This window comes from Variovorax sp. AB1(2024), from assembly GCF_037482385.2.
In the GTDB taxonomy this organism is placed as follows: Bacteria; Pseudomonadota; Gammaproteobacteria; order Burkholderiales; family Burkholderiaceae_C; genus Variovorax.
In genome coordinates, this window is the sequence record NZ_JBBHKP020000001.1 from 2,313,308 (window position 1) to 2,336,017 (window position 22,710).

The 22,710-nt window shown below is 69.4% G+C and carries 21 protein-coding genes; 15 read left to right on the forward strand and 6 right to left on the reverse strand.

What is annotated here, in order from left to right; all coding sequences use genetic code 11:
• Window positions 1-109: 109 nt before the first annotated feature.
• The 9 genes from WIX39_RS10800 to WIX39_RS10840 all read left to right on the forward strand — a co-directional run bounded on the left by WIX39_RS10800 (window position 110) and on the right by WIX39_RS10840 (window position 8,841).
• Window positions 110-952 (forward strand): 2OG-Fe(II) oxygenase, encoded by an 843-nt coding sequence (locus WIX39_RS10800; RefSeq protein ID WP_409195031.1) that lies wholly within the window; start codon window positions 110-112, stop codon window positions 950-952.
• A gap of 14 nt (window positions 953-966) precedes the next feature.
• The gene (locus WIX39_RS10805; RefSeq protein ID WP_106935374.1) at window positions 967-1,869 is read left to right on the forward strand and encodes an alpha/beta fold hydrolase; all 903 of its coding nucleotides are present in this window, start codon (window positions 967-969) and stop codon (window positions 1,867-1,869) included.
• Window positions 1,866-2,732, forward strand: coding sequence for an NADPH-dependent 7-cyano-7-deazaguanine reductase QueF (queF, locus tag WIX39_RS10810; protein WP_106935373.1), 867 nt, complete (start codon window positions 1,866-1,868; stop codon window positions 2,730-2,732). Before WIX39_RS10805 ends, queF begins: the two co-directional genes overlap by 4 nt.
• A gap of 118 nt (window positions 2,733-2,850) precedes the next feature.
• Entirely contained in the window at window positions 2,851-3,756 is a 906-nt protein-coding gene (locus WIX39_RS10815; protein ID WP_106935372.1) for an SDR family NAD(P)-dependent oxidoreductase, read from the forward strand.
• Window positions 3,757-3,841: 85 nt separating this feature from the next.
• The gene (locus tag WIX39_RS10820; protein WP_106935371.1) at window positions 3,842-4,732 is read left to right on the forward strand and encodes a LysR family transcriptional regulator; all 891 of its coding nucleotides are present in this window, start codon (window positions 3,842-3,844) and stop codon (window positions 4,730-4,732) included.
• Window positions 4,733-4,745: 13 nt separating this feature from the next.
• Window positions 4,746-5,633, forward strand: a complete 888-nt coding sequence (locus WIX39_RS10825; RefSeq protein WP_081265770.1) for a LysR family transcriptional regulator — start codon at window positions 4,746-4,748, stop codon at window positions 5,631-5,633.
• Between the two features lie 109 nt (window positions 5,634-5,742).
• Window positions 5,743-6,897, forward strand: coding sequence for a mandelate racemase/muconate lactonizing enzyme family protein (locus WIX39_RS10830; RefSeq protein ID WP_106935370.1), 1,155 nt, complete (start codon window positions 5,743-5,745; stop codon window positions 6,895-6,897).
• A gap of 40 nt (window positions 6,898-6,937) precedes the next feature.
• Complete coding sequence (locus WIX39_RS10835) at window positions 6,938-7,948, forward strand: Bug family tripartite tricarboxylate transporter substrate binding protein (RefSeq protein WP_409195032.1); 1,011 nt, start codon at window positions 6,938-6,940, stop codon at window positions 7,946-7,948.
• A gap of 185 nt (window positions 7,949-8,133) precedes the next feature.
• Complete coding sequence (locus WIX39_RS10840; protein WP_106935368.1) at window positions 8,134-8,841, forward strand: aspartate/glutamate racemase family protein; 708 nt, start codon at window positions 8,134-8,136, stop codon at window positions 8,839-8,841.
• Between the two features lie 6 nt (window positions 8,842-8,847).
• On the opposite strand, the gene WIX39_RS10845 is transcribed toward WIX39_RS10840, so the two are convergent.
• From WIX39_RS10845 to WIX39_RS10855, 3 genes are read right to left on the reverse strand one after another with little or no spacing between them, the layout of a single operon-like run.
• Window positions 8,848-10,212: an MmgE/PrpD family protein gene (locus WIX39_RS10845; protein ID WP_106935367.1), complete on the reverse strand. Its 1,365-nt coding sequence runs from the start codon at window positions 10,210-10,212 to the stop codon at window positions 8,848-8,850.
• A 10-nt stretch (window positions 10,213-10,222) separates the two neighbouring features.
• Window positions 10,223-11,386 carry an acyl-CoA dehydrogenase family protein gene (locus WIX39_RS10850; protein ID WP_106935366.1) on the reverse strand — a complete coding sequence of 388 codons (1,164 nt, stop codon included), beginning with the start codon at window positions 11,384-11,386 and terminating at the stop codon, window positions 10,223-10,225.
• Between the two features lie 10 nt (window positions 11,387-11,396).
• Window positions 11,397-12,182 (reverse strand): citryl-CoA lyase, encoded by a 786-nt coding sequence (locus tag WIX39_RS10855; protein WP_106935365.1) that lies wholly within the window; start codon window positions 12,180-12,182, stop codon window positions 11,397-11,399.
• Between the two features lie 106 nt (window positions 12,183-12,288).
• Here WIX39_RS10855 and WIX39_RS10860 point away from each other — a divergent pair, with 106 nt between their 5' ends.
• The 5 genes from WIX39_RS10860 (at window position 12,289) to WIX39_RS10880 (ending at window position 18,362) form a co-directional block, all read left to right on the forward strand.
• Window positions 12,289-14,616 carry an acyl-CoA dehydrogenase gene (locus WIX39_RS10860; protein ID WP_106937527.1) on the forward strand — a complete coding sequence of 776 codons (2,328 nt, stop codon included), beginning with the start codon at window positions 12,289-12,291 and terminating at the stop codon, window positions 14,614-14,616.
• A gap of 161 nt (window positions 14,617-14,777) precedes the next feature.
• Entirely contained in the window at window positions 14,778-15,764 is a 987-nt protein-coding gene (locus WIX39_RS10865) for a Bug family tripartite tricarboxylate transporter substrate binding protein (RefSeq protein WP_106935364.1), read from the forward strand.
• A gap of 3 nt (window positions 15,765-15,767) precedes the next feature.
• Window positions 15,768-17,270, forward strand: coding sequence for a class I adenylate-forming enzyme family protein (locus WIX39_RS10870; RefSeq protein WP_106935363.1), 1,503 nt, complete (start codon window positions 15,768-15,770; stop codon window positions 17,268-17,270).
• A gap of 111 nt (window positions 17,271-17,381) precedes the next feature.
• Complete coding sequence (locus WIX39_RS10875; protein ID WP_081265779.1) at window positions 17,382-17,561, forward strand: DUF3606 domain-containing protein; 180 nt, start codon at window positions 17,382-17,384, stop codon at window positions 17,559-17,561.
• Between the two features lie 120 nt (window positions 17,562-17,681).
• Window positions 17,682-18,362, forward strand: coding sequence for a hypothetical protein (locus WIX39_RS10880; RefSeq protein ID WP_106935362.1), 681 nt, complete (start codon window positions 17,682-17,684; stop codon window positions 18,360-18,362).
• Here the strand turns inward: WIX39_RS10880 and WIX39_RS10885 are convergent.
• Window positions 18,305-19,540: a DNA topoisomerase IB gene (locus tag WIX39_RS10885; protein ID WP_106937526.1), complete on the reverse strand. Its 1,236-nt coding sequence runs from the start codon at window positions 19,538-19,540 to the stop codon at window positions 18,305-18,307. The two genes, WIX39_RS10880 and WIX39_RS10885, sit on opposite strands and share 58 nt — an antisense overlap.
• Before the next feature lie 105 nt (window positions 19,541-19,645).
• Here WIX39_RS10885 and WIX39_RS10890 point away from each other — a divergent pair, with 105 nt between their 5' ends.
• Entirely contained in the window at window positions 19,646-20,695 is a 1,050-nt protein-coding gene (locus tag WIX39_RS10890) for a purine-nucleoside phosphorylase (protein ID WP_199851944.1), read from the forward strand.
• 10 nt (window positions 20,696-20,705) lie between these two features.
• Here the strand turns inward: WIX39_RS10890 and WIX39_RS10895 are convergent, their stop codons facing one another.
• Window positions 20,706-21,392, reverse strand: a complete 687-nt coding sequence (locus WIX39_RS10895) for a TIGR02117 family protein (RefSeq protein ID WP_409195033.1) — start codon at window positions 21,390-21,392, stop codon at window positions 20,706-20,708.
• A 14-nt stretch (window positions 21,393-21,406) separates the two neighbouring features.
• On the reverse strand, window positions 21,407-22,597 hold the full coding sequence (gene dinB, locus WIX39_RS10900; protein ID WP_409196339.1) for a DNA polymerase IV: 1,191 nt from the start codon (window positions 22,595-22,597) through the stop codon (window positions 21,407-21,409).
• Window positions 22,598-22,710 lie beyond the last annotated feature (113 nt).

Here is a 22,710-nt window from a genome sequence, read left to right on the forward strand (position 1 = left end):
CAAGGGGCAACACCGGCGGCCCGGCAAAGCCGGTTCCGCGGTGTTCCTGGCGCGAGCAGCGGTGGTTTCATGCGTCTTGAGTCTTGGCGCAACTTGGAGGTTTACTGAGATGTCGCAAGCGATCAGTCCGGAACTGCGCGAATGGCTGGTGGCCCAGCTCGCGGCCGGGCACTCGGTGCCGGCGCTTCGCGCGTCCATGCGCGCGGCCGGCTGGCATGACGCCGCCGCCGATACGGCACTGGCCCAGCTCGAAGCCGGTTTCCCCAACGTCGAGGTGGCGCTGCCGCCCGTGCGCACCGAAATGCCCGGCCCCGACCTCGACGGCGCGCCGCTGTACCTCGATGCCAGCGACCGCCGCGTGCAGGTGCTGCAGACCATGCGCCATCCGCGCGTGGTGGTGTTCGGCAACCTGCTGTCGGGCGAGGAATGCGAGGGCCTGATCGCCGCCGCGCGGGTGCGGCTGGCGCGCTCGCTCACCGTGGAAACGCGCACCGGCGGCGAGGTGCTCAACGTCGACCGCACCAGCGACGGCATGTTCTTCGAGCGCGGCGAGAACGAGATCGTCGCGCGCCTGGAGCAGCGCATCGCCATGCTGCTGCGCTGGCCGCTCGAGTTCGGCGAGGGCCTGCAAATACTGCGCTACGCCCCCGGCGCGCAGTACCGCCCGCACTACGACTACTTCGACCCCGGCGAGCCCGGCACGCCCACCATCCTCAAGCGCGGCGGCCAGCGCGTGGCCACGCTCGTCATGTACCTGCAGGAGCCCGAGGGCGGCGGCGCCACCACCTTCCCCGACGTGGGCCTCGAGGTGGCCCCGGTGCGCGGCACCGGCGTGTTCTTCAGCTACGACCGGCCCGACCCCGCCACCCGCACCCTGCACGGCGGCGCGCCGGTGCTGGCGGGCGAGAAGTGGGTCGCCACCAAGTGGCTGCGCGAGCGCGAGTTCAAGTAGGCAAAAAGGAACCGATGAAAGTCACTGCCAACGGGCTGCAGATCGAAGTCGACGACACCGGAGGCGAAGGGCGCCCCGTCATCCTGCTCATCATGGGCCTGGGCATGCAGCTGGTGGCATGGCCGAACGGCTTCGTGCAGCGGCTGGTGGACGCGGGCTTTCGCGTGGTGCGCCACGACAACCGCGACATCGGCCTGAGCCAGGGCTTCGACCACGCGGGCACCGGCAACGTGGTGTGGCAGACCATCCGCCACCGGCTCGGCCTCAAGGTGCGCTCGGCCTACACGCTGCAGGACATGGCGCTCGATTCGCTCGGCGTGCTCGACGCGCTGGGCATCGCGCGGGCGCACATCGTCGGCGCCTCGATGGGCGGCATGATCGCCCAGCGCATCGCCGCCTTCGCGCCACGGCGCAGCACCAGCCTCGTGAGCATCATGAGTTCCAGCGGCGCGCGCGGCCTGCCCGGGCCGCGCCGCGAGGTGACGGCCATGCTCATGCGCCGGCCCCTGGGCAAGAGCGAGGCCGAACTGGTGGCGCACAGCATCAGGCTGCTGCGGCTGATCCAGAGCCCCGCCTACCCGCAGACCGACCAGGAGCTGGCGGAGCGCCTGACCTTCAGCATGCGGCGTTCCTACCACCCGGCCGGCCTGATGCGGCAGATGCTCGCCATCGGCGCGGACGACGAGCGCCCCCAGGTGCTGCCACGCATCCAGTGCCCGGCGCTGGTGCTGCACGGCGACGCCGACGCGCTCGTGCCCATGGCCTGCGGCGAAGACACCGCCCGGCGCATTCCGGGCTCGCGTTTCGTTTCCGTACCCGGCATGGGCCACGACCTGCCGCCCGAGGTGTGCGCCATCCTCGCCAACCACATCGCACCGTTCGCGCACGCGGCCGAAGCCCGAGATCCAAAGCCATGAGCACAGACCACAACCCCAACACCCCCGAGCAATCGCAACTGGGCCGCGCCTCGGCCTACGCGGACCGCTACGACCCCTCGCTGCTGTTCCCCATCGCGCGCGCCACGCAGCGCGAGGCCATGGGCATCAGGTCCGGCGCCTTGCCCTTCTTCGGCGCCGACCTGTGGACCGCGTTCGAGGTGAGCTGGCTCAATGCGCGCGGCAAGCCGCAGCTGGCCATCGCGCACTTCACCATCCCGTGCGAGACGCCCAACATCATCGAAAGCAAGAGCTTCAAGCTCTATCTGAACAGCTTCAACAACAGCACCTTCGCCAGCATCGACGCCGTGCGCGAGCACCTGCGCACCGACCTCGCCGAGGCCGCCTGGCGCGGCAGCGACCAGTCGGGCGGCATCGGCGTGAAACTGCTCACGCCCGAGCTGTTCGACCGCGAACCGGTGCACGAGATCGACGGCCTCGACCTCGACCGGCTCGACATCGAGTGCACCCGCTACCAGCCCGCCCCCGATCTGCTGAGCAGCGACACCACGCAGGTGCACGTGAACGAAACCCTCACCAGCCGGCTGCTGAAGAGCAACTGCCTCGTCACCGGCCAGCCCGACTGGGGCAGCGTGCAGATCCGCTACAGCGGCCCGCCCATCGACCAGGCCGGGCTGCTCGCGTACATCGTGAGCTTTCGCAACCACAACGAATTCCACGAGCCCTGCGCCGAGCGCATGTTCACGGACATCTGGAGCCGCTGCAAGCCGACCAAGCTCGCGGTGTATGCGCGCTACACGCGGCGCGGCGGGCTGGACATCAACCCGTTCCGCACGAGCTGGCCGCAGGCGCTGCCGGCGAACATCCGTACCGCGCGGCAGTAGGCCGCAGGGGCCTTGCCGAAGCCCCTCTTCGGAAACCCGAAACCCGTGCCCGCCGCTCCTGTGGCATTCTGGATTTGCCCGCCGATTGCGCGGGCGAACATCCGGAGCACAGACAAGCATGGTTGAAGGAAAAGTGGTCGTCGTCACCGGCGCGGGCGGCGGCATCGGGCGCGACATCGCGCTGGCGATGGCGGCGCATGGCGCGAAGGTGGTGGTCAACGACATCGGCGCGGCGCTCGACGGCGAAGGCGGCAGCGCCGGCCCCGCGCAGCAGGTGGCCGACGAGATCCGCGCGGCCGGCGGGCAGGCCGTGCCCAACACCGACAACGTGGCCGATGCCGCCAGCGCCGCGCGCATCGTGCAATGCGCGCTCGACAGCTTCGGCCGCATCGACGCGGTGGTCAACAACGCGGGCATCCTGCGCGACCGCTTCTTCCACAAGATGTCGGTCGACGAGTGGGACTCGGTGCTCAAGGTGCATCTTTACGGCTCGTATTACGCGAGCCGCGCGGCCGCCACGCACTTCAAGGAGCAGAACTCGGGCGCGCTGGTGCACATGACCTCGACCTCGGGCCTCATCGGCAACTTCGGGCAGGCCAACTACTCGGCGGCCAAGCTCGGCATCGTCGCGCTGTCGAAGTCGATCGCGCTGGACATGCAGAAATTCAATGTGCGTTCCAACTGCATCGCGCCCTTTGCCTGGAGCCGCATGATCGGCGCCATTCCCACCGACACCGACGAGCAGCGCGCCCGCGTCGACAAGATCAAGCAGATGACGCCCGCCAAGGTCGCGCCGCTCGCGGTGTACCTGGCGAGCGATGCAGCCGGCGCGGTCAACGGGCAGATCTTCTCGGTGCGCAACAACGAGATCTCGCTCATCAGCCAGCCGCGCCCGGTGCGCTCCATCCACCGCTCCGAGGGCTGGACGCCGCAGAGCATCGCCGAGCACGCCATGCCCGCGATGCGTGCCAGCTTCTTCCCGCTGGACCGTTCGGCCGACGTGTTCAGCTGGGACCCGGTCTGAGGACAAACCCGCAGCAGTCCGGGCGCGGCTTCGGCTTCATTCGCCGGACAATGCGCGTTCCCTTCCTCCTTCGTGCCCGCGCCCGGTGAACCTGCACTTCGACCTGTTCGACCTGAAACTGTTCGTCTACGTGGCGGACGCGCACAGCCTCACGCGCGGTGCGGAGAAAGCCTGCATCTCGCTGGCCGCGGCCTCCACCCGCATCAAGCAGATGGAAGAGGCGGTGGGCGGCAAGCTGCTGCACCGCAGCGCGCAGGGCGTGACGCTCACTGCCGCCGGGCAGGCCGTGCTGTACCACGCCAAGCGCGTGATGCAGCAGATGGAGCACCTGCGCTGCGACATGCAGGACTTCGGCAAGGGCATCAAGGGCCATGTGCGGGTGTTCGCCAACACCACGTCGATCACCGAATACCTGCCGCAGAAGCTGGCCGGCTTCCTCACGCAGCATCCTGCCGTGCAGGTGGACCTGCGCGAATACCTGAGCGAGGAGATCGTGCGCGCGGTGGCCGACGGCGAGGCCGACATCGGCATCCTCGCGGGCGACGTGCACACCGGCGACTTCGACGCGCGCCCCTTCGGCAGCAACCAGCTCGTGCTGGTGGTGCCCACCACGCATCACCTGGCGGGCGCGCCCTCCGTGGCCTTCGCCGAAACGCTCGACGAGCAGCACGTGGGCCTGCACCACGGCAGCGCCATCCACCGCTTCCTGCAGCGCCGCGCCGAGCTCGCGGGCCGGGGCTTCAACCCGCGCATCCAGGTGAGCAGCTTCGAGGCCATCTGCCTGATGATCGAGGCGGGCGTGGGGGTGGGCGTGCTGCCGGCGTCGTCGGCGCAGCGCCTGTCGATGGCGATGCGCATCTCGACCGTGGCGCTCAGCGATGCCTGGGCCGAGCGCGAGCTGAAGCTGATCGCGCGCAACCGCGAGCAGCTGCCGGCTTCCGCGCGCGAGCTGTTCGACCACCTTGTTTCGCACTGAGGGCGCGCACGCCATGTCCGCCGACCTGAAGTCGCTGCGCCTGTTCGTGACCGTGGCCGACCACGGCAGCATCAGCGAAGGCGCCAAGCGCTGCCACATCGCGCTTGCGGCCGCCAGCAAGCGCATCTCCGACCTCGAGGCCCGCGCCAGGCTGCCGCTGCTGGTGCGCCATGCGCGCGGCGTCACGCTCACTTCGGCGGGGCATGGCCTGCTGCTGCATGCGCGCGCCGTGCTCTCGGCCATGGACCGCCTCGGCGCCGAGTTCGACGATTTCCAGAACGGCGTGGCGGGCGTGGTCAGCATCACGGCCAACGCGTCAACCATCGCGCAGTTCCTGCCGGCGCAGATCGGCTCCTTCCTGCGGCTGCACCCGGTGCTGAAGATCGACCTGCAGGAGCGCGCCAGCACCGAGGTGGTGAAGGCCGTGCAGGCGGGCCTGGCCGACATCGGCGTGATCGAGAGCCACACGCCCGCCGAAGGCCTCGAATGCCTGCCGTACCGCAACGACGAACTGGCCGTGGTGATCGCACGCGACCATCCTCTGGCCCGGCGCAAGCGCATCGGCGTGGAAGAGGTTCTGCGCTACGACCATATCGTGGTGCGCGAAGGCACCGCGCTGCACCGGGTGCTGCTGGCCGCCGCGCTGGAAGCGCAGGTGCCGCTGAAGGTGCGCATGCAGGTGGGCAGCTTCGACATGGTGTGCCGCATGGTGGAGCAGGGCGTGGGCATCGGCGTGCTGCCTTATGCGGCCATCCTGCCGCAGCTGCAGATACTGCGGCTGCGCTGCCTGAAGCTCGACGCGCCCTGGGCGCTGCGCCGGCACCTGCTGTGCGTGCGCAGGCAGCAGGACCTGACCGTGGCCGCGCGCTCCGTGCTCGAGCACCTCGGCCGGCCGGACTGAACGCGAGGGCGCGCCAGCCTTCGCGCCGCGCGAAGCCTCGCGCTCGCCAAAAACGAATTGTTCTCCCGTGGCCCGCGCGCAAAGATCGCGCAAACCAAAGGAGACACCCTTGAAGATCGTTCGCGTCAGCGCCACGCCGCTGAACATTCCCGTGACCATCGACGTGGTCGGCCTGAACAAGCAGACCTCGCTGTCGCTGTGCCTTACGGAGATCGAGACCGACACCGGCCTCGTCGGCCACGGCATGACCGCCATCACCGAGGAAGAAATCATCGCCGCCGCCGTGCGCGAAGTGGCCGGCCCCGCGCTGATCGGCGAAGACCCGATGGCCACCGAGCGCCTGTGGGAGAAGCTCTACTGGCTGCTCTCGCCGCGCGGCCAGACCGGCTATGCCAGCCACACCATCGCCGCGCTGGACATCGCGCTGTGGGACATCAAGGCCAGGGCGCTCGGCCAGCCGCTGTGGCGCCTGCTGGGCGGCGCGCGCGCCAGGGTGCCGGTGTACGCCACCTTCGGCTTCGGCTTCTTCGAGCGCGACCAGCTCGCCGCCGCCGCCAGGCTGTGGGTCTCCCAAGGCTTCCAGCGCCTGAAGATGACCGTCGGCAACCACGCGCTCGCGCGCCGCGACGAGCCACGCCCGCTCGACGAGGTCATCGCCGAGGACGTGCGCCGCGTGGCGGCCGTGCGCGAGGCCGTGGGCCCCGACGTGAAGCTGTACGTCGACGCCAACTGCGGCCTCGACCTGTTCCACGCCACCGAGCTGGCGCACCGCATCGAGCCCTACGGCATCAGCTTCTTCGAGGAGCCGCTCACGCAGAACGACGTGCGCCAGATGGCCCAGCTGCGCGCGCGCACCCGCATTCCGCTGGCCTGCGGCCAGAACGAGGGCCTGGCCTTCCGCTTCCGCGACCTGCTGGTGAACCAGGCCGCCGACGTGCTGCAGCCCAACGTGACCATCTCCGGCGGCTACTCGCAGGTGCTGAAGATCGCGGGCATGGCGCAGGCCTTCAACGTGCCCATCGACAACGGCGGCGCCTGGCCCTTCCACAACATGCACCTGCATGCGGGCGTGTCGAACGGCGGACTGGTCGAGTACCACTACGTTGCGGTGCAGATGCTCAAGCAGATCTTCGACGGCCTGCCGGTACCCGACCAGGGCTGGCTCACGCTGCCCGAGACGCCGGGCCTGGGCTTCGCTCCCAATGCCGACCGCGTGCGCGAGCTGGCGAAGCTGCCGACCTCGCACGGCAAGGGCAAGGCCTGAGCAGCCGGCCGGCGATTCAGACCAAGACAACGGAGACAAGATGAAAGCCAGACAAGCGAATCGACCCGAGCGCCGCCATGCACTGCGCGCGATGGCGGCCCTGGGCCTTGCGGGTGCCTTTGCCTTTGCGGCGCCCGTGGCCCGCGCCCAGAAATACCCCGACAAGCCGATCCGCCTCGTGGTCGGCTATTCGGCCGGCGGCGGCGTGGATGCGGTGGCCCGGCTGCTCGGCGTGCGCCTGTCGGCGGTGCTGGGCCAGCAGGTGCTGGTGGAGAACCGCACCGGCGCCACGGGGCTCATCGCGGCCGAGTTCGTCGCCAAGGCGCCGCCCGACGGGTACACGCTGATGATGGGCGACAGCGCCTTGCTCATCGCCAAGCTGCTGCAGCCGAAGATCGGCATCGATCCGCTCACCAGCTTCAAGCCGGTGGCGGGCGCCTTCATCTCGCCGCTGATGATCGTCGCCAACAACGACTTTCCCGCGAAGACGCCCGCGGAACTGGTGAAGGAGCTCAAGGCCAATGCATCGCGCTATTCGTATGCCACGTCGGGCGTCGGCACGGTGCAGCACCTGGGCTTCGAGATGCTCAAGCAATCCACCGGCAGTCCGGTGGTGCATGTGCCGTACCGCGGCGCCGCGCAGATCGTGCCGGACGTGATCGGCGGGCAGATTCCCCTTGGCGTGGTGAGCGCGACGGCAGGCATGGCGCAGGCCAAGGCGGGCAAGCTGCGCGCGGTGGCGCTGATGAACACGGCGAAGCTCGAAGGCGCGGAGAGCGTGCCGCCGCTGGCCGACGCGTTGCCGGGCTTCGACGTGGCGCCGCGCATCTTCGTGCTGGCGCCGGCTGGCACACCGAACGAAGTGGTCGAGCAGCTGTCGGCTGCGGTGAAGTCGGTGCTCGACACGCCGGAGGCCGGTGCTGCTGCCGCGGCGCAGGGCACGCTGCGTGCCTATTCAACGCCATCGCAGCTTGGGAAGGACATGGCTGCGGAGACTTCGCGGTGGAAGAAGATCATTTCTGACCAGCGCATCGTGGCTGAGGGGAACTGAGGTTTTTTTGTTCGGGGCTTGCTCACGCCGGCGGGGTACCTTGCTCCGCGAATGTCCCCCGGGGCTTCGCCCCTCCTCCTTTATTTCGCTGCGCAAGGTACCCCGCCAGCGTGAGCGCTCAGAGCACTTGTTGATCGGCTCGCACACGCCCCGAAAGACCCACAAACAAAACACGAAACACTGAAATGACAACACCCCACCTCGGCCTGATAGTCCCCCCCGCAGCCGGCGCAGTGCCGGTGGACGGCCCGCTGCTCTACGGCGAGCGCATCCGCTTCAGTGCCAAAGGCCTGGGCCTCGGAGAGATTTCCACGCGCGGCTATCTGGATGTCATCGACTCGGTGGTCGAGAAGGCCGTGGCGCTCAAGGAAGAGGGCGTGAGCGTGGTCTCGCTCATGGGCACATCGCTGAGCTTCTTCCGCGGCGCGGCCTTCAACCGGGAGCTCGAAGCCGAGATGACGCGCGCCACCGGATTGCCCTGCACCACCATGAGCAACGCCATCGTCGGTGCACTGCGTCACCTCGGCGTGCGGCGCGTGGCGGTGGCCACGGCGTACATCGATGAAGTCAACCAGCACCTGCGCAAGTACCTGGAGCAGAGCGACTTCGAGCCTCTCGCGCTCGAAGGCCTTTCCATCTCCGACGTGAAGGCCGTGGGCGAAGTGCCGACCCGGGTGCTGGTCGATTTGTGCCTGAAGGTGTTCGAAGCCCAGCCCGGCGCCGACGGCATCCTCATCTCGTGCGGCGGACTGGTCACGCTCGATGCCGTGCGCGAAGTCGAAGCCCGCCTGCGGGTGCCCGTGGTGTCGAGTTCGCCCGCCGGCTTCTGGGACCTCGTCGGCACCGCCGGGCTCGACCCGCGCGTGCCTGGCCAGGGGCGACTTTTCGCCTGAGCCGCTTCAGCCGATCAGCCAGCGCCCCACGCGCGGCGTATCGGCCAGCTTCCAGACCTGCTCGCACAGCGCCTTCGCCTCGTCGGCGGTGGCGCCTTCGCCGTAGTGCGCCAAGCGCTGCATCTTGTCCTCGATCTCCGCACGGTCCAGGCTGTTGCCGGGGTCGCCCTTTGGCTCGTCCACGCGGCCCTGCAGCCTGCGGCCGTCGGTGGTGTGGACGCTGACCTTCCCGATCCAGCGCGCCGGGTAGGCGGTGTCGACCTCTTCGTCGAGCTCCATCGTCACCTTCTCGCGGAAGGCCGAGACCTCGGGCGCGAGGAAGTCGCGGTCGAACTCGCCCAGGCCCGCGCGGCCGTGCACGGCGATCAGACCCAGCACCGTGCCCATCGAGAACTTGCCCTGGTGCACCGTGGCCGGCACATCGACGCGGCCCAGCACGTCGATGGCGCCCTGGTGCACGTGCGTGGTCACGCGCGACACGTCGGCGGGCTTCAGGTTGTTCTGCTGCATCACCTGCAGCAGCGCATCGGCGGCGGGGTGGGTGTGGCGGCAGGATGCGTGGTATTTGAAGGAGGTTTCGGCCAGCGTCCAGCGCGTGCCGAGGCCGTCGGTGAGCCTGGCCGGGTCGGCGTCGCTAGACATACCCACGCCCAGGCCTTGCGCACCTTCGAGGATCTTCGCCGCGCCGGTGAAGCCGTCCTGCGCGAGGTAGGCCGACATCAGCCCGCTGGCCGCCGCGTGCGCGCAGTGCAACTGCTTGGAGTCTGCCGCGTCGCGCAGGAACTCCCACACGCCGGCCGATTGCGTGCCGGCCGAGCCGAAGGCGTGCAGCATCTGCTGCGGCGTGAGGTTCAGCAGGCGGCCCACTGCAGCAGCCGCCGCGAGCGTGCCCGCGGTCGCCGTCGTGTGGAAGGTCTTGTAGTGCGAGCGGCCGAGGAACTCGCCGACGCGGATGCCGACTTCATACCCTGCGACCACGGCCGTGAGCAGCTGCGCGCCGCTCGCACCGAGGCTCTGCGCCACCGCGAGCGCGGGCGCGATGACGACGGCGGCCGGATGGAACACCGAGCCGTTGTGCACGTCGTCCTGCTCCACGAAGTGCGAGGCCGCCGCATTCACCAGCGCGGCGAACAGCGGCGAGCTGGTCTGGCGCGAAGTCAGTATTTCGCTGGGGCCTTCCGCGGGGCCCATCGTCCGGGCGAAGCGCTCGATGCTGCGTACGGGCCGCGCCGTGCGGGCCGCCAGCACCGAGCCCAGCCAGTCGAGCATCAGGTCCTCGGTGCGGCGCAGCACGGGGGCGGGAATGTCGGCGAACTGCAGTTCGGCCGCGAAAGTCGCGAGCACCTTGCTCGGATGGTCGACGGAGTTCATGGGAAGTCCTTCAGAACGAACGGGGCAGGCCCAGCATGTGCTCTGCAACATAGCTCAGGATCAGGTTCGTCGAGATCGGCGCCACCTGGTAAAGCCGTGTCTCTCGGAACTTGCGCTCGATGTCGTATTCGCACGCGAAGCCGAAGCCGCCATGGAACTGCAGGCAGGCATTGGCGGCCTCCCAGCTCGCCTTGGCCGCCAGGTACTTCGCCATGTTGGCCTGCGCGCCGCAGGGCTGGTGCGCATCGAACAGGCGGCAGGCCTCGTAGCGCATCAGGTTCGCGGCTTCCACTTCGATGAAGGCCTCGGCAATCGGAAACTGCACGCCCTGGTTCTGCCCGATGGGCCGGCCGAACACCACGCGTTCCTTGGTGTACTTCGTCACGCGGTCGATGAACCAGTAGCCGTCGCCGATGCACTCGGCGGCAATCAAGGTGCGCTCGGCGTTGAGCCCGTCCAGGATGTACTTGAAGCCCTGGCCTTCCTCGCCGATCAGGTTCTCGGCCGGGATCTCGAGGTTCTCGAAGAACAGCTCGTTGGTCTCGTGGTTCACCATGTTCAGGATGGGCTGCACCGTGAGCCCCTTGCCGATGGCCTCGCGCAGGTCGACGATGAAGATCGACATGCCCTCGGACTTCTTCTTCACGTCCGCCAGCGGCGTGGTGCGCGCCAGCAGGATCATCAGGTCGGAGTGCTGGATGCGCGAGATCCACACCTTCTGGCCGTTGACGACGTAGCGGTCGCCCTTCTTCACGGCGGTGGTCTTGATCTTGGTGGTGTCGGTGCCGGTGGTGGGCTCGGTCACGCCCATCGACTGCAGGCGCAGTTCGCCGTTGGCGATCTTCGGCAGGTAGTTGCGCTTCTGCGCCTCGCTGCCGTGCCGCAGCAGCGTGCCCATGTTGTACATCTGGCCATGGCAGGCGCCGGAGTTGCCGCCGCAGCGGTTGATCTCTTCCATGATGACCGAGGCTTCGGTCAGGCCCAGGCCGGAGCCGCCGTACTCCTGCGGAATCAGCGCCGCCATCCAGCCGGCCTTGGTGAGCGCATCGACGAATTCGGCGGGGTAGCCGCGCGCCTCGTCGATCTTGCGGAAGTAGGCATCGGGAAACTGCGCGCACAGGTCGCGCACGGCGTCGCGGATGTCGGGGTAGTTCTTGTCGTTGGCGTTGTTCATCGTTCTTTGCTCAGTCCTGGCGCGGGCCGCCGGCTTCCTTCTCCACGCGTTGCCAGATCTCCACCGCCATCGGGTCGTCGATCTCTTCCAGGATATGGCCCACGAGGCCGATGGCGCGCGCCATCACGCCGAAGCCGCGAATGATCTTCCAGGGAAAACCGAACTCCGCCGCGATCGCGCCGATGGCACCTGTGGCGTTGATCGGCAGCGACTTGCCCGACACCCGCTCGGCTTCTTCCTGCACCGCCTGCATCAGCGCGACATAGTGGCTGGAGAGCCCGTTCTCCGCCGCGATCTGGAACAGGCGCGGCGTGCGCGGGTCGATGGGCTTGTGCAGCGGATGGCCCAGGCCCGGCACGATCTGCTTGCGCGCGCGGTGGTCGGCCACGATGTCCTTCGCCATGTCGGCGAGCGGGCGCGTGGGTTTCTCGCCGAAGGGGATTGCTTCGTAGAGCATCCTGGCCGCGCCTTCGGTGCTGCCGACGAACACCGTGCCCAGTCCGCAGAGCCCGGCTGCCACGGCGGCCTGCAGCGCTTCGGGAGCGCCCGCATAGGTAAGGCGCGCCGCCAGGGCGCTGGGCGTGATGCCGTGCTCCACCAGCGTGACGACGATGGCATTGAAGGTCACCGACTCCTGGGGCGTCGGGATGCGCCCGGTCAGCTCCAGGAAGGCCATGTCGCCCAGGTTGAGGTGGCCGAGGATTTCCGAAGGCAGGTCGCGCCCGCGCACGGTGATCCTGTCGGGCGTGCTGTGGCCCAGCTCCGTATGCAGGGATTTCTTGATCTTGGTGGTCATGCGCCGAATCTAGCCCCGCCTCGCGCGGGGTGGCTCTCTGAATGCGAAACCCTCCCTTCGGCAAATGCAAATGCTCGGCGGCGGGGTCTTCGGGCACGCTGCGGCGATGGACCTTGAATCACTTTCGGCGGTGCGCGAATCGGCGCTCGACTACTTCGTTCGCAGCCGCGCCACCCAGCGGCGGCGCCAGCGCATGGAACAACCGGATGCCGACGAGGCCGAAGGCTGGCGCGACATCGCCGCCCTGGGCTGGCCCGGCATGCTGGCGCCCGAATCGGCCGGCGGCCTCGCGCTGGGGCTGGCCGGTGCGGCGGAAATTCTGCGCGCGGCCGGCGAGCACGCGGCGCCGGAGCCATTGCTGGCCGTGGCTGGCCTCGGCGCGCTGCTGCTGTCGGCGCTGCACACCCCGCGCGCCGATACGCTGCTGGCCGAACTGGTCGCGGGCCGCAGCCTGCCGGCGCTGGCGTGGCAGGAGAGCGCGGGCGACCTCAGCGCGGTGCCGCTGGCCTGCGGCTGCGAAGCGTTGGCGGGCGATGCCGGCGGCGTGCTGCTGCAGGGCGAAAAGCTCATGGTGCTGCCCGGCGCCGCCGCCAGCGGCTGGCTGGTGTCGGCGCGTGGCGAAGACGACGCGGTGCTGCTGTGGGTGCCGCGCGGCACCGTGGGCGTGAGCGAAACGCCGGTGCCGCTGGTCGACGGCAGCCAGGCGTCGAACCTGCGCTTCGAGCACGTCAGGCTGCCGGCCGACGCTGTGCTGGCCGAGGGCCCGGCCGCGCAGGAGGCGCTGCGCCGGGCGCTCGCGGGCGGGCAGATCCTGCAGTCGGCCGAGCTGCTGGGCGCGGGGCAGGCCATGCTCGCGCAGACGCTGGCCTACCTGCGCACGCGCTCGCAGTTCGGCAAGCCCATCGGCAGCTTCCAGGCGCTGCAGCACCGCTGCGTCGACATGTTCATCCACCTCGAAGTGGCGAAGGCGACGCTGGACGAGGTGCTGGCGCAGGCGGGGCAGGAACCGACGGCAGAGCGCATGGAGGCCGAGGCCAGCCGCGTCAATGCGCGCTGCACGGCGGCCGCGCTGCAGGCCTCGCGCGCATCGGTGCAGCTGCATGGCGCCATCGGCTACACGCAGGAATGCGACCTGAGCCTGTTCTACAAGCGCGTGCTGTGCCTGTCGGCCTGGCTGGGCAATGCCAGCGCGCACCGGCACCGGCATGCATCGCTGTCGCGCGATGCGGAGGCGGCAGCGGGCACTGCGCAGTGGCAGGGCGGATTCCCCCGCACCGCCGACTGGGCGGCGTTGCCCGAGGCCGACTTCCGCCGCATGGTGCGCGCCTTCCTGCAGCAGCGCTATCCGCAGCAGCTTCGCTACCTGTCGCACCGCGCGCGATGGAGCGAGATGCGCGAGTGGTATCTCACGCTGTCGGCGCAAGGCTGGATCGCGCCCGCATGGCCGCAGGCGCACGGCGGCATGGGTCTGCCGGCCGACAAGCTCATCGCGTGGATCGAGGAGCTGGAGCAGCACGGCGTGGCGCGCGCGCCCGACCAGGGCATCGTGATGATCGGCCCGCTGCTCATACAGCACGGCACGCCCGAACAGCAGCAGCGCTTTCTGCCGCGCATCCTCAGCGGCGAGCATGTGTGGTGCCAGGGTTACTCGGAGCCCAATGCCGGTTCGGACCTCGCGGGCCTGCGCACCGAGGCGATGCCGGCGCGCGACGCGCAGGGCGAGCACTTCGTGGTCAACGGCCAGAAGATCTGGACCACGCTCGCGCAGGACGCCAACCACATCTTCATGCTGGTGCGCACCGACAAGGACGCGCGCAAGCAGGAGGGCATCAGCTTCCTGCTGTGCGACCTGCGCACGCCGGGCATCACCATCCGGCCGATCCGCACGCTGGCCGGCGAGCCGGAGTTCTGCGAGGTGTTCTTCGACAACGTGCGCGTGCCGGCGGAAAACCTGGTCGGCAGGCTGCACGGCGGGTGGACCATTGCGAAGGCGTTGCTGGGCTTCGAGCGCATCTTCCTGGGCAGCCCCAAGCAGTCGCAGTACGCGCTGGGGCAGCTTGCGCGGCTGGCGCAGGCGCGGCGGCTGTTTGCCGACCCGGTGTTCGCGCAGCGCTTCGCGGCGCTGCGGCTCGACGTGCTCGACCTGTCGGCGGCGTACACGGGCTTCGCGAACATCGTGCGGGCCGGAAAGCCGCTGCCCGCTTCGGTGTCGCTGCTGAAGATCTGGGCCAGCGAGACCTATCACCGCATCGGCGCGCTGCTGGTCGAGGCGGCCGAAGAGCAGGGCGCCGTGGCCGGCGACCAGGTGCTCGACGGGCAGAGCTTCAACGTGCTCTCGCCGCTCATCGGTTCGACGGCCGCAATGATCTACGGCGGCACCAACGAGATACAGCGCAACATCCTCGCGCGGCAAGTCCTCGATTTGCCTGCATGAGGCTCGCCCCCAGTCTTCGCGCACTTCGTGTCGCTTCGCCAACCCCCTACCGGGGGCAACACCTGCGGCCCGGCAAAGCCGGTTCCGCGGTGTTTCACGAAAGAACAGTCCTGCCTGGCTTTCGAGCCTGACTTGTAGATCAACAACAGGAGACAACGCTCATGACATCGACTCACTTCTCGCGCCGCCAACTCATGGCCGGGCTGGCCGGCGGCGCGGCACTCGGCGCACTGCCGCACCGCGCCTTCGCGCAGCAGCCATTGCCGCCGCTCATCAAGCTGGTGGTCGGCTATTCGGCCGGCGGCCCGGTGGATGGGGCCGCGCGCCTGCTCGCGCCGGCGCTGAGCCAGGCGCTGGGCACGCAGGTGATCGTGGACAACCGGCCCGGCGCGAGCGGCTCGCTCGGCGGCGACGCGGTGGCCAAGGCCGCGGCCGACGGCACGATGCTGTTCTTCGGCGCGAGCCCGACCATCACCATCAACCCCAACGTGCAGCGGCACATGGCGTTCGACCCGATGAAGGACCTCGTGCCCATCGCGCCGCTGGTGGACTACACCAACGTGCTCGTCATCAACAACGACGTGCCGGTGCGCAGCGTGGCCGAGCTGCTCGAATATGCGAAAGCGCGGCCAGGCAAGGTGTTCTACGGCTCGGCGGGCGTGGGCGCCTCGAACCACCTGAGCGGCGCGCTGCTCGAGAAGATGGCCGGCGTGCAGCTCACCCATGTGCCGTACAAGGGCAGCGCACCCGCGCTGGCCGACGTGATGGCGGGCACGGTGACGATGATGTTCGACATCATCGCGACCTCCAAGCCCTTCATCCAGTCCGGCAAGGTGCGCGCGCTGGCCGTCACCTCGCGCCAGCGCAACCGCATGCTGCCGGAGGTGCCGACCATGATCGAGTCGGGCGTGGCGGGCTACGACGTGGGCGGCTGGTTCGGCCTGTACGGCCCGGCGCGCATGGACCCGGCACTGGTCGTGCGCATGAATGTCGCCGCGCAGAAGATGCTGGCGCGCGAAGACATCGCGAGCCGCCTGCGCGAGCAGGGCTACGACGTGTGGTCCGGCGCGGCCGACCTGCTCGCTACCAAGGGCAAGTCGGACCGGCAGCTCTGGGCCACCGCGTCCAAGGGCATCGAGGCGGAATAGGCGATGCGGCAATCACGCATTCACGAGCTGCTGGAGGCCCGCGCGGCACGCACGCCGGAGGCAGTCTTTCTTTTCGAGCCCGGCGCCACGACCACCTACGCGGCGCTGCAGGCAATGGCCGAAACCGCCACGCAAGACCTGCTGGACGCCGGCGTGCGTCCGACCGACCGCGTGGTGCTGGTGGCCGAGAACTGCGCCGCGCACATCGCGCTTCTGATGGCGTGCAGCCGCATCGGCGCATGGTCTTGCGGCGTGAATGCGCGCATGTCGCCGGGCGAGATCGCGGCGATCGTGGAACGGGCGGACGCGCGCCTTTGCTGCTTCACCACAAGCGCTTCGCAGGCGGCCGAACAGCACGCCCGGCGCGCCGGTGCGGTGCCGTCCTCGCTTGCGGGCGTGATGCGCTCGGCAACGCGCGAAGAAGCGCGCACCGAGCCCGACCCGGCCCTGGCCGACACCGCCGCCATCATCTTCACCTCCGGCACTTCGGGCACGCCGAAGGGTGTGATGGTCTCGCACCGCGGGCTGCTGCACTTCGGGCGGGTGTCGGCTGGCGTGAGGGCGCTGAGCGAACGCGACCGTGCCTACGCCTTCCTGCCGATGACGCACATCTTCGGCATCGGCACCGTGCTGATGGCCGCGCTCACCGGCGGCGCTTCGCTGGTGCTGCGCGGCAGCTTCTCGCCGGCCGACATGCTGCAGGCGCTGGCGCACGAGCAGGTGTCCAACCTGCTCGGGCCGCCGACCATGTACGCGCGCCTGCTGGCCCACATCGACAGCGAGCGCGTGGTGCCGCGCTTTCCGCATCTGCGCTACGTGTACACCGGTTCGGCTCCGCTCGACCCCGCGCTCAAGCAGCGCGTGGAGCGGCTGTTCGGCCAGCCGCTGCACTACGGCTACGGGCTCTCGGAGTACGCGGGCTCGGTGTTCCTCACGCGCACGGAAGCCCCGCGTTCGGACACGGCGGCCGGCCATGCGGTGGAGGGCGGCGAGGCCCGCATCGTGTCGATCGAGGGGCGCGACGTGCCGCAAGGCGACACCGGCGAGATCTGGCTGCGCGGCCCGGGCCTCATGCTCGGCTATTTCCGCGACGCGGCCGCCACCGCGCAGGTGATGCGCCCCGGCGGCTGGTACGCCACCGGCGACCTCGGGCGCTTCGGCCCCGACGGCGCGCTGTTCGTGGTCGGCCGACTCAAGGAAATGATCATCCGCTCGGGCTTCAATGTCTATCCGGCGGAGGTCGAGGCGGTCATCGGCCGTTTCGGCGGCGTGCACCTGTGCGCGGTGGTCGGCGTGCCAGAGGCGGATGGCAACGAGCAGGTGGTCGCCTTCGTGGAGCTGGAGCCGGGTGCGGTGCTCGATGAGGCGGCGCTGCGCGCACACCTGGCGGAGCACCTGTCGCCCTACAAGCGCCCCACCCGCATCGAGGTGATCGATACCATGCCGACCACCCCCAACGGCAAGCTGCTCAAGCGCGAACTGCAGGCGCGGCTGCGCGCAGCGTAGGCAGGTGTGCCGCCGGGCGCTTCGCGTTTTCCTGCAAGCGGGTGCGCCGCAGTCCTTCCACGCGCCTCCGGGGCGCGCCGCATCGTGGTTCCTTCTACAAAGGAAATCACCATGGCCGATGACTTGAGCAAGCGCGGGCCGCCAGACGCCGCCCGCATCAACGTGAACGAGGCGCACGAAGTGCGCTACTGGACCCAGACGCTGGGCGTGACCGAAGCGCAGTTGCGCTCGGCCATCGCCGCCGCCGGTGTGCTGGTGAAGGACGTGCGCACCTACCTGGGCAAGCCCTGAGGCTCGTAGGCTCGCTCCTACACCCGGCGCGGTAGCCGGGCACGATACTTGTTACTCCCTCTCGTTTCAGGAAGTACCCGTGACCGTGCCGATGAACCCCACGCCTCTGGCAGCCGCGCAATGAAGTCTTCTCCCAGTGCGCGCAGCTGGATCGCCGCAGGCGTGCGCCACGAACTTCTCACCCGGGCCCTGCCCGCCCTGCGGCACGACATGGCGGCGCCGGTCTCGGTGATCCGCATGGCGCTGCTGATGCTCAAGCGGCAGGTCAGCGCAGCCACCGTCGATGCCGCCGCCTGCGAAGAGCGCGTGGCGCTGATCGACAACCAGGTGGCCGAACTGGTCGGTGCCATCCGCTCGCTGCGCGACTGGGAACTGGCGACCACCGACGACGGCATCGCCCGCAGCGCGCTGGTGGCGCAATGCACGACCTTGATGCGCGCGGCCTTCGACCTGCACGGCGTGACGCTCGACATCGACCCCGCGCTCGAACCGAGCGAGGACGAGCAACGCTGGCCCGCGGCGGCGGCCTTGCGCTATCTGTTCCTCGGCGTGCTGGGCTACCTGCACGACAGTGCCGACGAAGCCGGCACGATCCGCGTGCAGGCCGAAGGCGCCAATGCGCTGCGGCTTTCTGCAATGCCGCGCGAAGCGGGCGCCACCGACGCCGTGCTCGATGCGCATCGTGCGCCGCGCGCGCTGGCCATCGATGCCGTCGCGCTGCAGAACCTGGCGGAAGACCTGGGTTACGTCGTCGCCGTGGACGGCGACAGCGTGCGCTTCGCGCTCGCCACCGCGGCCTGAACCTTCCTGCCGCCTCGGCGGCTGTCGCCCGCCGCAGCACGCGCCTGCGCTTGCCGGTGCGTGCGCAGGAAGGCCTGCAGCCGGCGTTCGGCCGCATAGAGCCCGCGTGAAGGCCGCGCGGTCTTGCGGCCCGCGATCTTCTCGAACAGCGCGGTGGCGGCGTCTTCATCGTTGTCCGACAGCGCGCTGCCCAGCGCCAGCACGGCCGGGTGCACATAGGCCTTCTTGCAGACCGCCGGCGTGTTGCCGAGCTGCTTGGCGACTGCCGCGAGGATGTCCTTGGCGCGGTAGCGGGTGCCGTCCGTCGCGCTGCGCCCCGGCTCGCAGGCCAGCCGGGTGAGCTCCAGGGCCTGCACCGTGCCGTGCCAGGTGCGGAAGTCCTTGGCGGTGAAGCGTTCGCCGGGCGAGGCTTCGGCAAGATAGTCGTTCACGTCGGTGGACGACACGCTGTGCAGCTCGCCGTCTTCGCCCGCGTACTGGAACAGGGCCTGCCCGGGCAACTGCTGGCACTGCCGCACCACCTTGGCCACGCGCGGGTCTTCCAGCCTGGCCTCGTGCATCACGCCGCTCTTGCCCTTGAAGCGCAGCCGCAGCGCGGTGCCGTGCACGTCCACATGGCGGTTGCGCAGCGTGGTGAGGCCGTAGGAGCCGTTGCTGCTTGCGTACTCCTCGTTGCCGATGCGCAGCAGGGTGGTGTCGAGCAGGCGCACCAGCGCCGCCAGCACCTGGCTGCGGTCGGGCGCCTTGTTTTTCCTGTCGGCCTGCAGGTCGCGCGCCACGCGGGCACGGATGCGCGGCAGCGCGAGCGCGAAGGCTTCGAGCCGCTCGAACTTGGTCTCGTCCTTCATCACGCGCCAGTCGGCGTGGTAGCGGTACTGCTTGCGCCCGCGCGCGTCGATGCCGGTGGCCTGCAGGTGGCCGTTGGGCAGCGGGCAGATCCAGACCTGGGTGTAGGCCGGCGGAATGGCCAGCATGCGGATGCGCGAGATTTCGTCCACGTCGCGCAGCCATTGGCCCTTGGCGTCGCGGTAGCGAAAGCGCGTGCCGTGCTTCAGGCGGCGAATGCCCGGCATGTCGGGGTTCACGTAGACCAGCCCGTTGGCGATGGGCGTGGGCTTCGACGGTGGCCGCGCGGACGGCTGCGACACGGGAGAGGTGGAAAGAACAGTGGCCGGCATGGGGTTTGCGTGGTGGTACGCACCGTTTTTGCCAGCGCCGACAATCACGGCCTGTAGGACGCCGCAAATGCGGGCCGTCTGTTCTTTCCCTCATCGAGCTTCTCCATGTCTTCTCGCCCTTCGTCCTTCCGTACCCGCTGGCTCCTGCTGCCGGCAACCGCGCTGCTTGCCGCGGGCTGCGCTTCCACTTCTACCTCCACCGCCGTGCCGGCCACGGCTTCCGCACCGCCCGTGAAGGTCAAGGTGTTCGTCGCCGCCATGTTCGAGATCGGCCAGAACACGGGCGACCGTGCCGGCGAGTTCCAGCACTGGTACGAGCGCTACTGGAAAGACGCCAAGCCCATCGCCGTGCCCGGCGCGCTGCAGCCCGTGTACTGCAACACCGACGGCGTGTGCGGCGCGGTGCTGGGCATGGGCAAGGTCAACTCCTCGTCGTCGATGCAGGCGATCCTGCTGAACCCGCGGCTGGATTTTTCGCAGGCCTACTACGTCATCTCCGGCGTGGCCGGCACGCCGCCCTCGCGCGGCACCATCGGCGAAGTGAACTGGGGCACCTGGCTGGTCGACTACGACCTGGGCCACCGCTGGGCGCCTGAAGAAAACAAGCCCGGCGAACCGACCTTCATGCCGCGCAAGGGCTACGAGGAATACCGCCGCTTCCAGCTCAACCCCGACCTCGTGCGCTGGGCCATGAGGCTGTCGGCCGACACGCCGCTGAAAGACTCCGAGTCGGCGCGCAAGTACCGCCTGCGCTACCCCGACGCGGCGGCCCGCCGCGCGCCCTTCGTCGGCACCGGCACCCACATGACGGGCGACACCTTCTTCCACGGCCCGGGCATGTCGAAGCAGGCGCAGTACATCGCCAAGCTCTACGGCGCGGACGACTACGTCATCACCGAGATGGAGGCCGCCGCCATCACGCTGGTCATCAAGCGCACCCACGGCACCGACCGCGTGATGAGCCTGCGCGGCGCGGTCAACTTCGACCAGGGCAACCCGAAGGAAACCACGCTGCAGCACCTGGACCCCGCCCCCGGCGAAACGGCCGGCGGCTTTGCGGAGACGGTGGAGAACGTCGAGCGCGTGGGCAGCCGCGTGGTCGACCACATCGTGGCCAACTGGCCGCAGTGGCAGGGCGGCGTGCCCAGGCCCTGAGCCTGCCTGGTCAGGGCCGCGCCGGCTGCAGGTGCCAGGTCACGGTGAAGTCGAAGGGTGTCCAGCGGCTCACCGTGACGCCCGCCTGCCGCAGGCCGCGGCCGATCCAGGTGTTGCAGGTCTCGAAGAGGTTGTAGGCGCCCTCGGCTTCGTAGAAGGCGTCCTGGCTGTCGTAGTGCGCGCCCGCGATGGCTTGCGCCGGCCCCGGCGGCAGGCTCGCACGCACATGGCCGACGAGCTGCGCGTACCGGGCCTGCGACAGCGGCAGCTCGAAGGCGCCGCGGCCCAGTTGCCCGCGCCGCAGGTAGCTCACGTGCAGCAGCGAGCGGTTGCCGCCCGACAGCGCCCCGAAGGCGCGCGAGACCGTCAGGTCGCCCCAGGTGGGTGTGTTCAGGTAGAACTCGCGGTCGCCCCAGCCGATGGCGATGTACTCGGCATCGGGCGGCGGCGCCTTGAAGTCTTTCAGCGGGAACACCTGCAGCCAGTCGATGGTGGCCGAGCGGACCGGGAACACGTAGTCGGTGTGCACGCCGTTGCTCAGCACCCAGGCCTGTACGTCGGCGGGTGCATCGCCCGCCGGCTTCGCGCCGTTGGCCGGCCAGAACACCAGCGCGCACGCGACCGCGACATACAGCCCGACCAGCGAGGCCAGCCCCAGCAGTGTGAATGCTGTGTTCCGGAGCCAGCGTTTCAGCATGGTGGTGGCGCCCGTCAGAAGAGAGAGGCCGTGGTCGCCACCGGCTCCGAGGCCGCGCGCTGCGCGCTGCCGGCAGGCGCCAGCGCCTCGGGGCTGCCGGCCTTGGCCAGCGCGCCCACGCGCACGCCCAGCAGCCGCAGCGGGCGTTCGAGCGGCACGCGCTTCAGGCACTGGCCGCCGGTCTGGCGGATGGTCTTGGCGTCGGCGGTGAAGTGGCCGATGGTCTGGTCGCGCGTGGCGATCTTGAAGTCGTCATAACGCAGCTTGATGCCGATGGTCTTGCCCACGTAGCCCTTGCGCTGCAGGTCGGCGGCCACCTGCTCGCACAGCCTGGTGAAGATCGCGCCCAGTTCGGCGCGGTTGCGCACGGCGTGCAGGTCGCGGTCGAAGGTGGTCTCGCGGCTCATCGACACGGGCTCGCTCTCGGTCACCACCGGGCGGTCGTCGCGGCCCCAGGCCACCTCGTGCATCCAGGCGCCGGTGGCCTTGCCGAAGTTGGCGATGAGCCAGTCGCGGTCGCGCGCCGCGAGCTGGCCCACGGTCTCGATGCCGAAGCGCTTGAGCTTCTCGTCGGCCTTGGGGCCGATGCCGTTCACCTTGCGGCAGGGCAGCGGCCAGATGCGCGATTCGAGGTCGTCTTCATAAACCACCGAGATGCCGTTGGGCTTGTTGAATTCGCTCGCCATCTTGGCGATGAGCTTGTTGGGCGCCACGCCGATGGAGCAGGTGAGCCCGGTCTCGCTGAAGATGGCCTTCTGCAGCAGCCGCGCCAGCGAGCGCCCGCCGTCGCGCTGGCCGCCGGGCACGTCGGTGAAGTCGATGTACACCTCGTCCACGCCGCGGTCTTCCATGAGCGGCGCGACTTCGAGGATGACCTGCTTGAAGGCGCGCGAGAAGCGCCGGTATTCGTCGAAGTCCACCGGCAGGATGATGGCCTGCGGGCACAGCTTGGCGGCCTTCATGAGCCCCATGGCCGAGCCGACGCCGAACTGGCGCGCGGGGTAGGTGGCGGTGGTGATCACGCCGCGGCCGGTGTAGTCCTTGAGCCTTGGAAAAGAGTCGACCGGAATGTCGGCCAGGGTGCCGCCCTCGGGCAGGTCGCGGATGGCCTCGTCCACCCGCCGCCGGCCGCCGCCGATCACCACGGGCAGGCCCTTGAGCTGCGGGTAGCGCAGCAGCTCGACGGACGCATAGAAGGCGTCCATGTCGAGGTGGGCGATGCGGCGGATTCGCGGGGCTGACGGGGGCTGGGAACTCACGGCAACGATTGTCTCGCGGGTGGGACTGTCTTGCCTGTTGAGGGGCGCTTTTGGGGGCA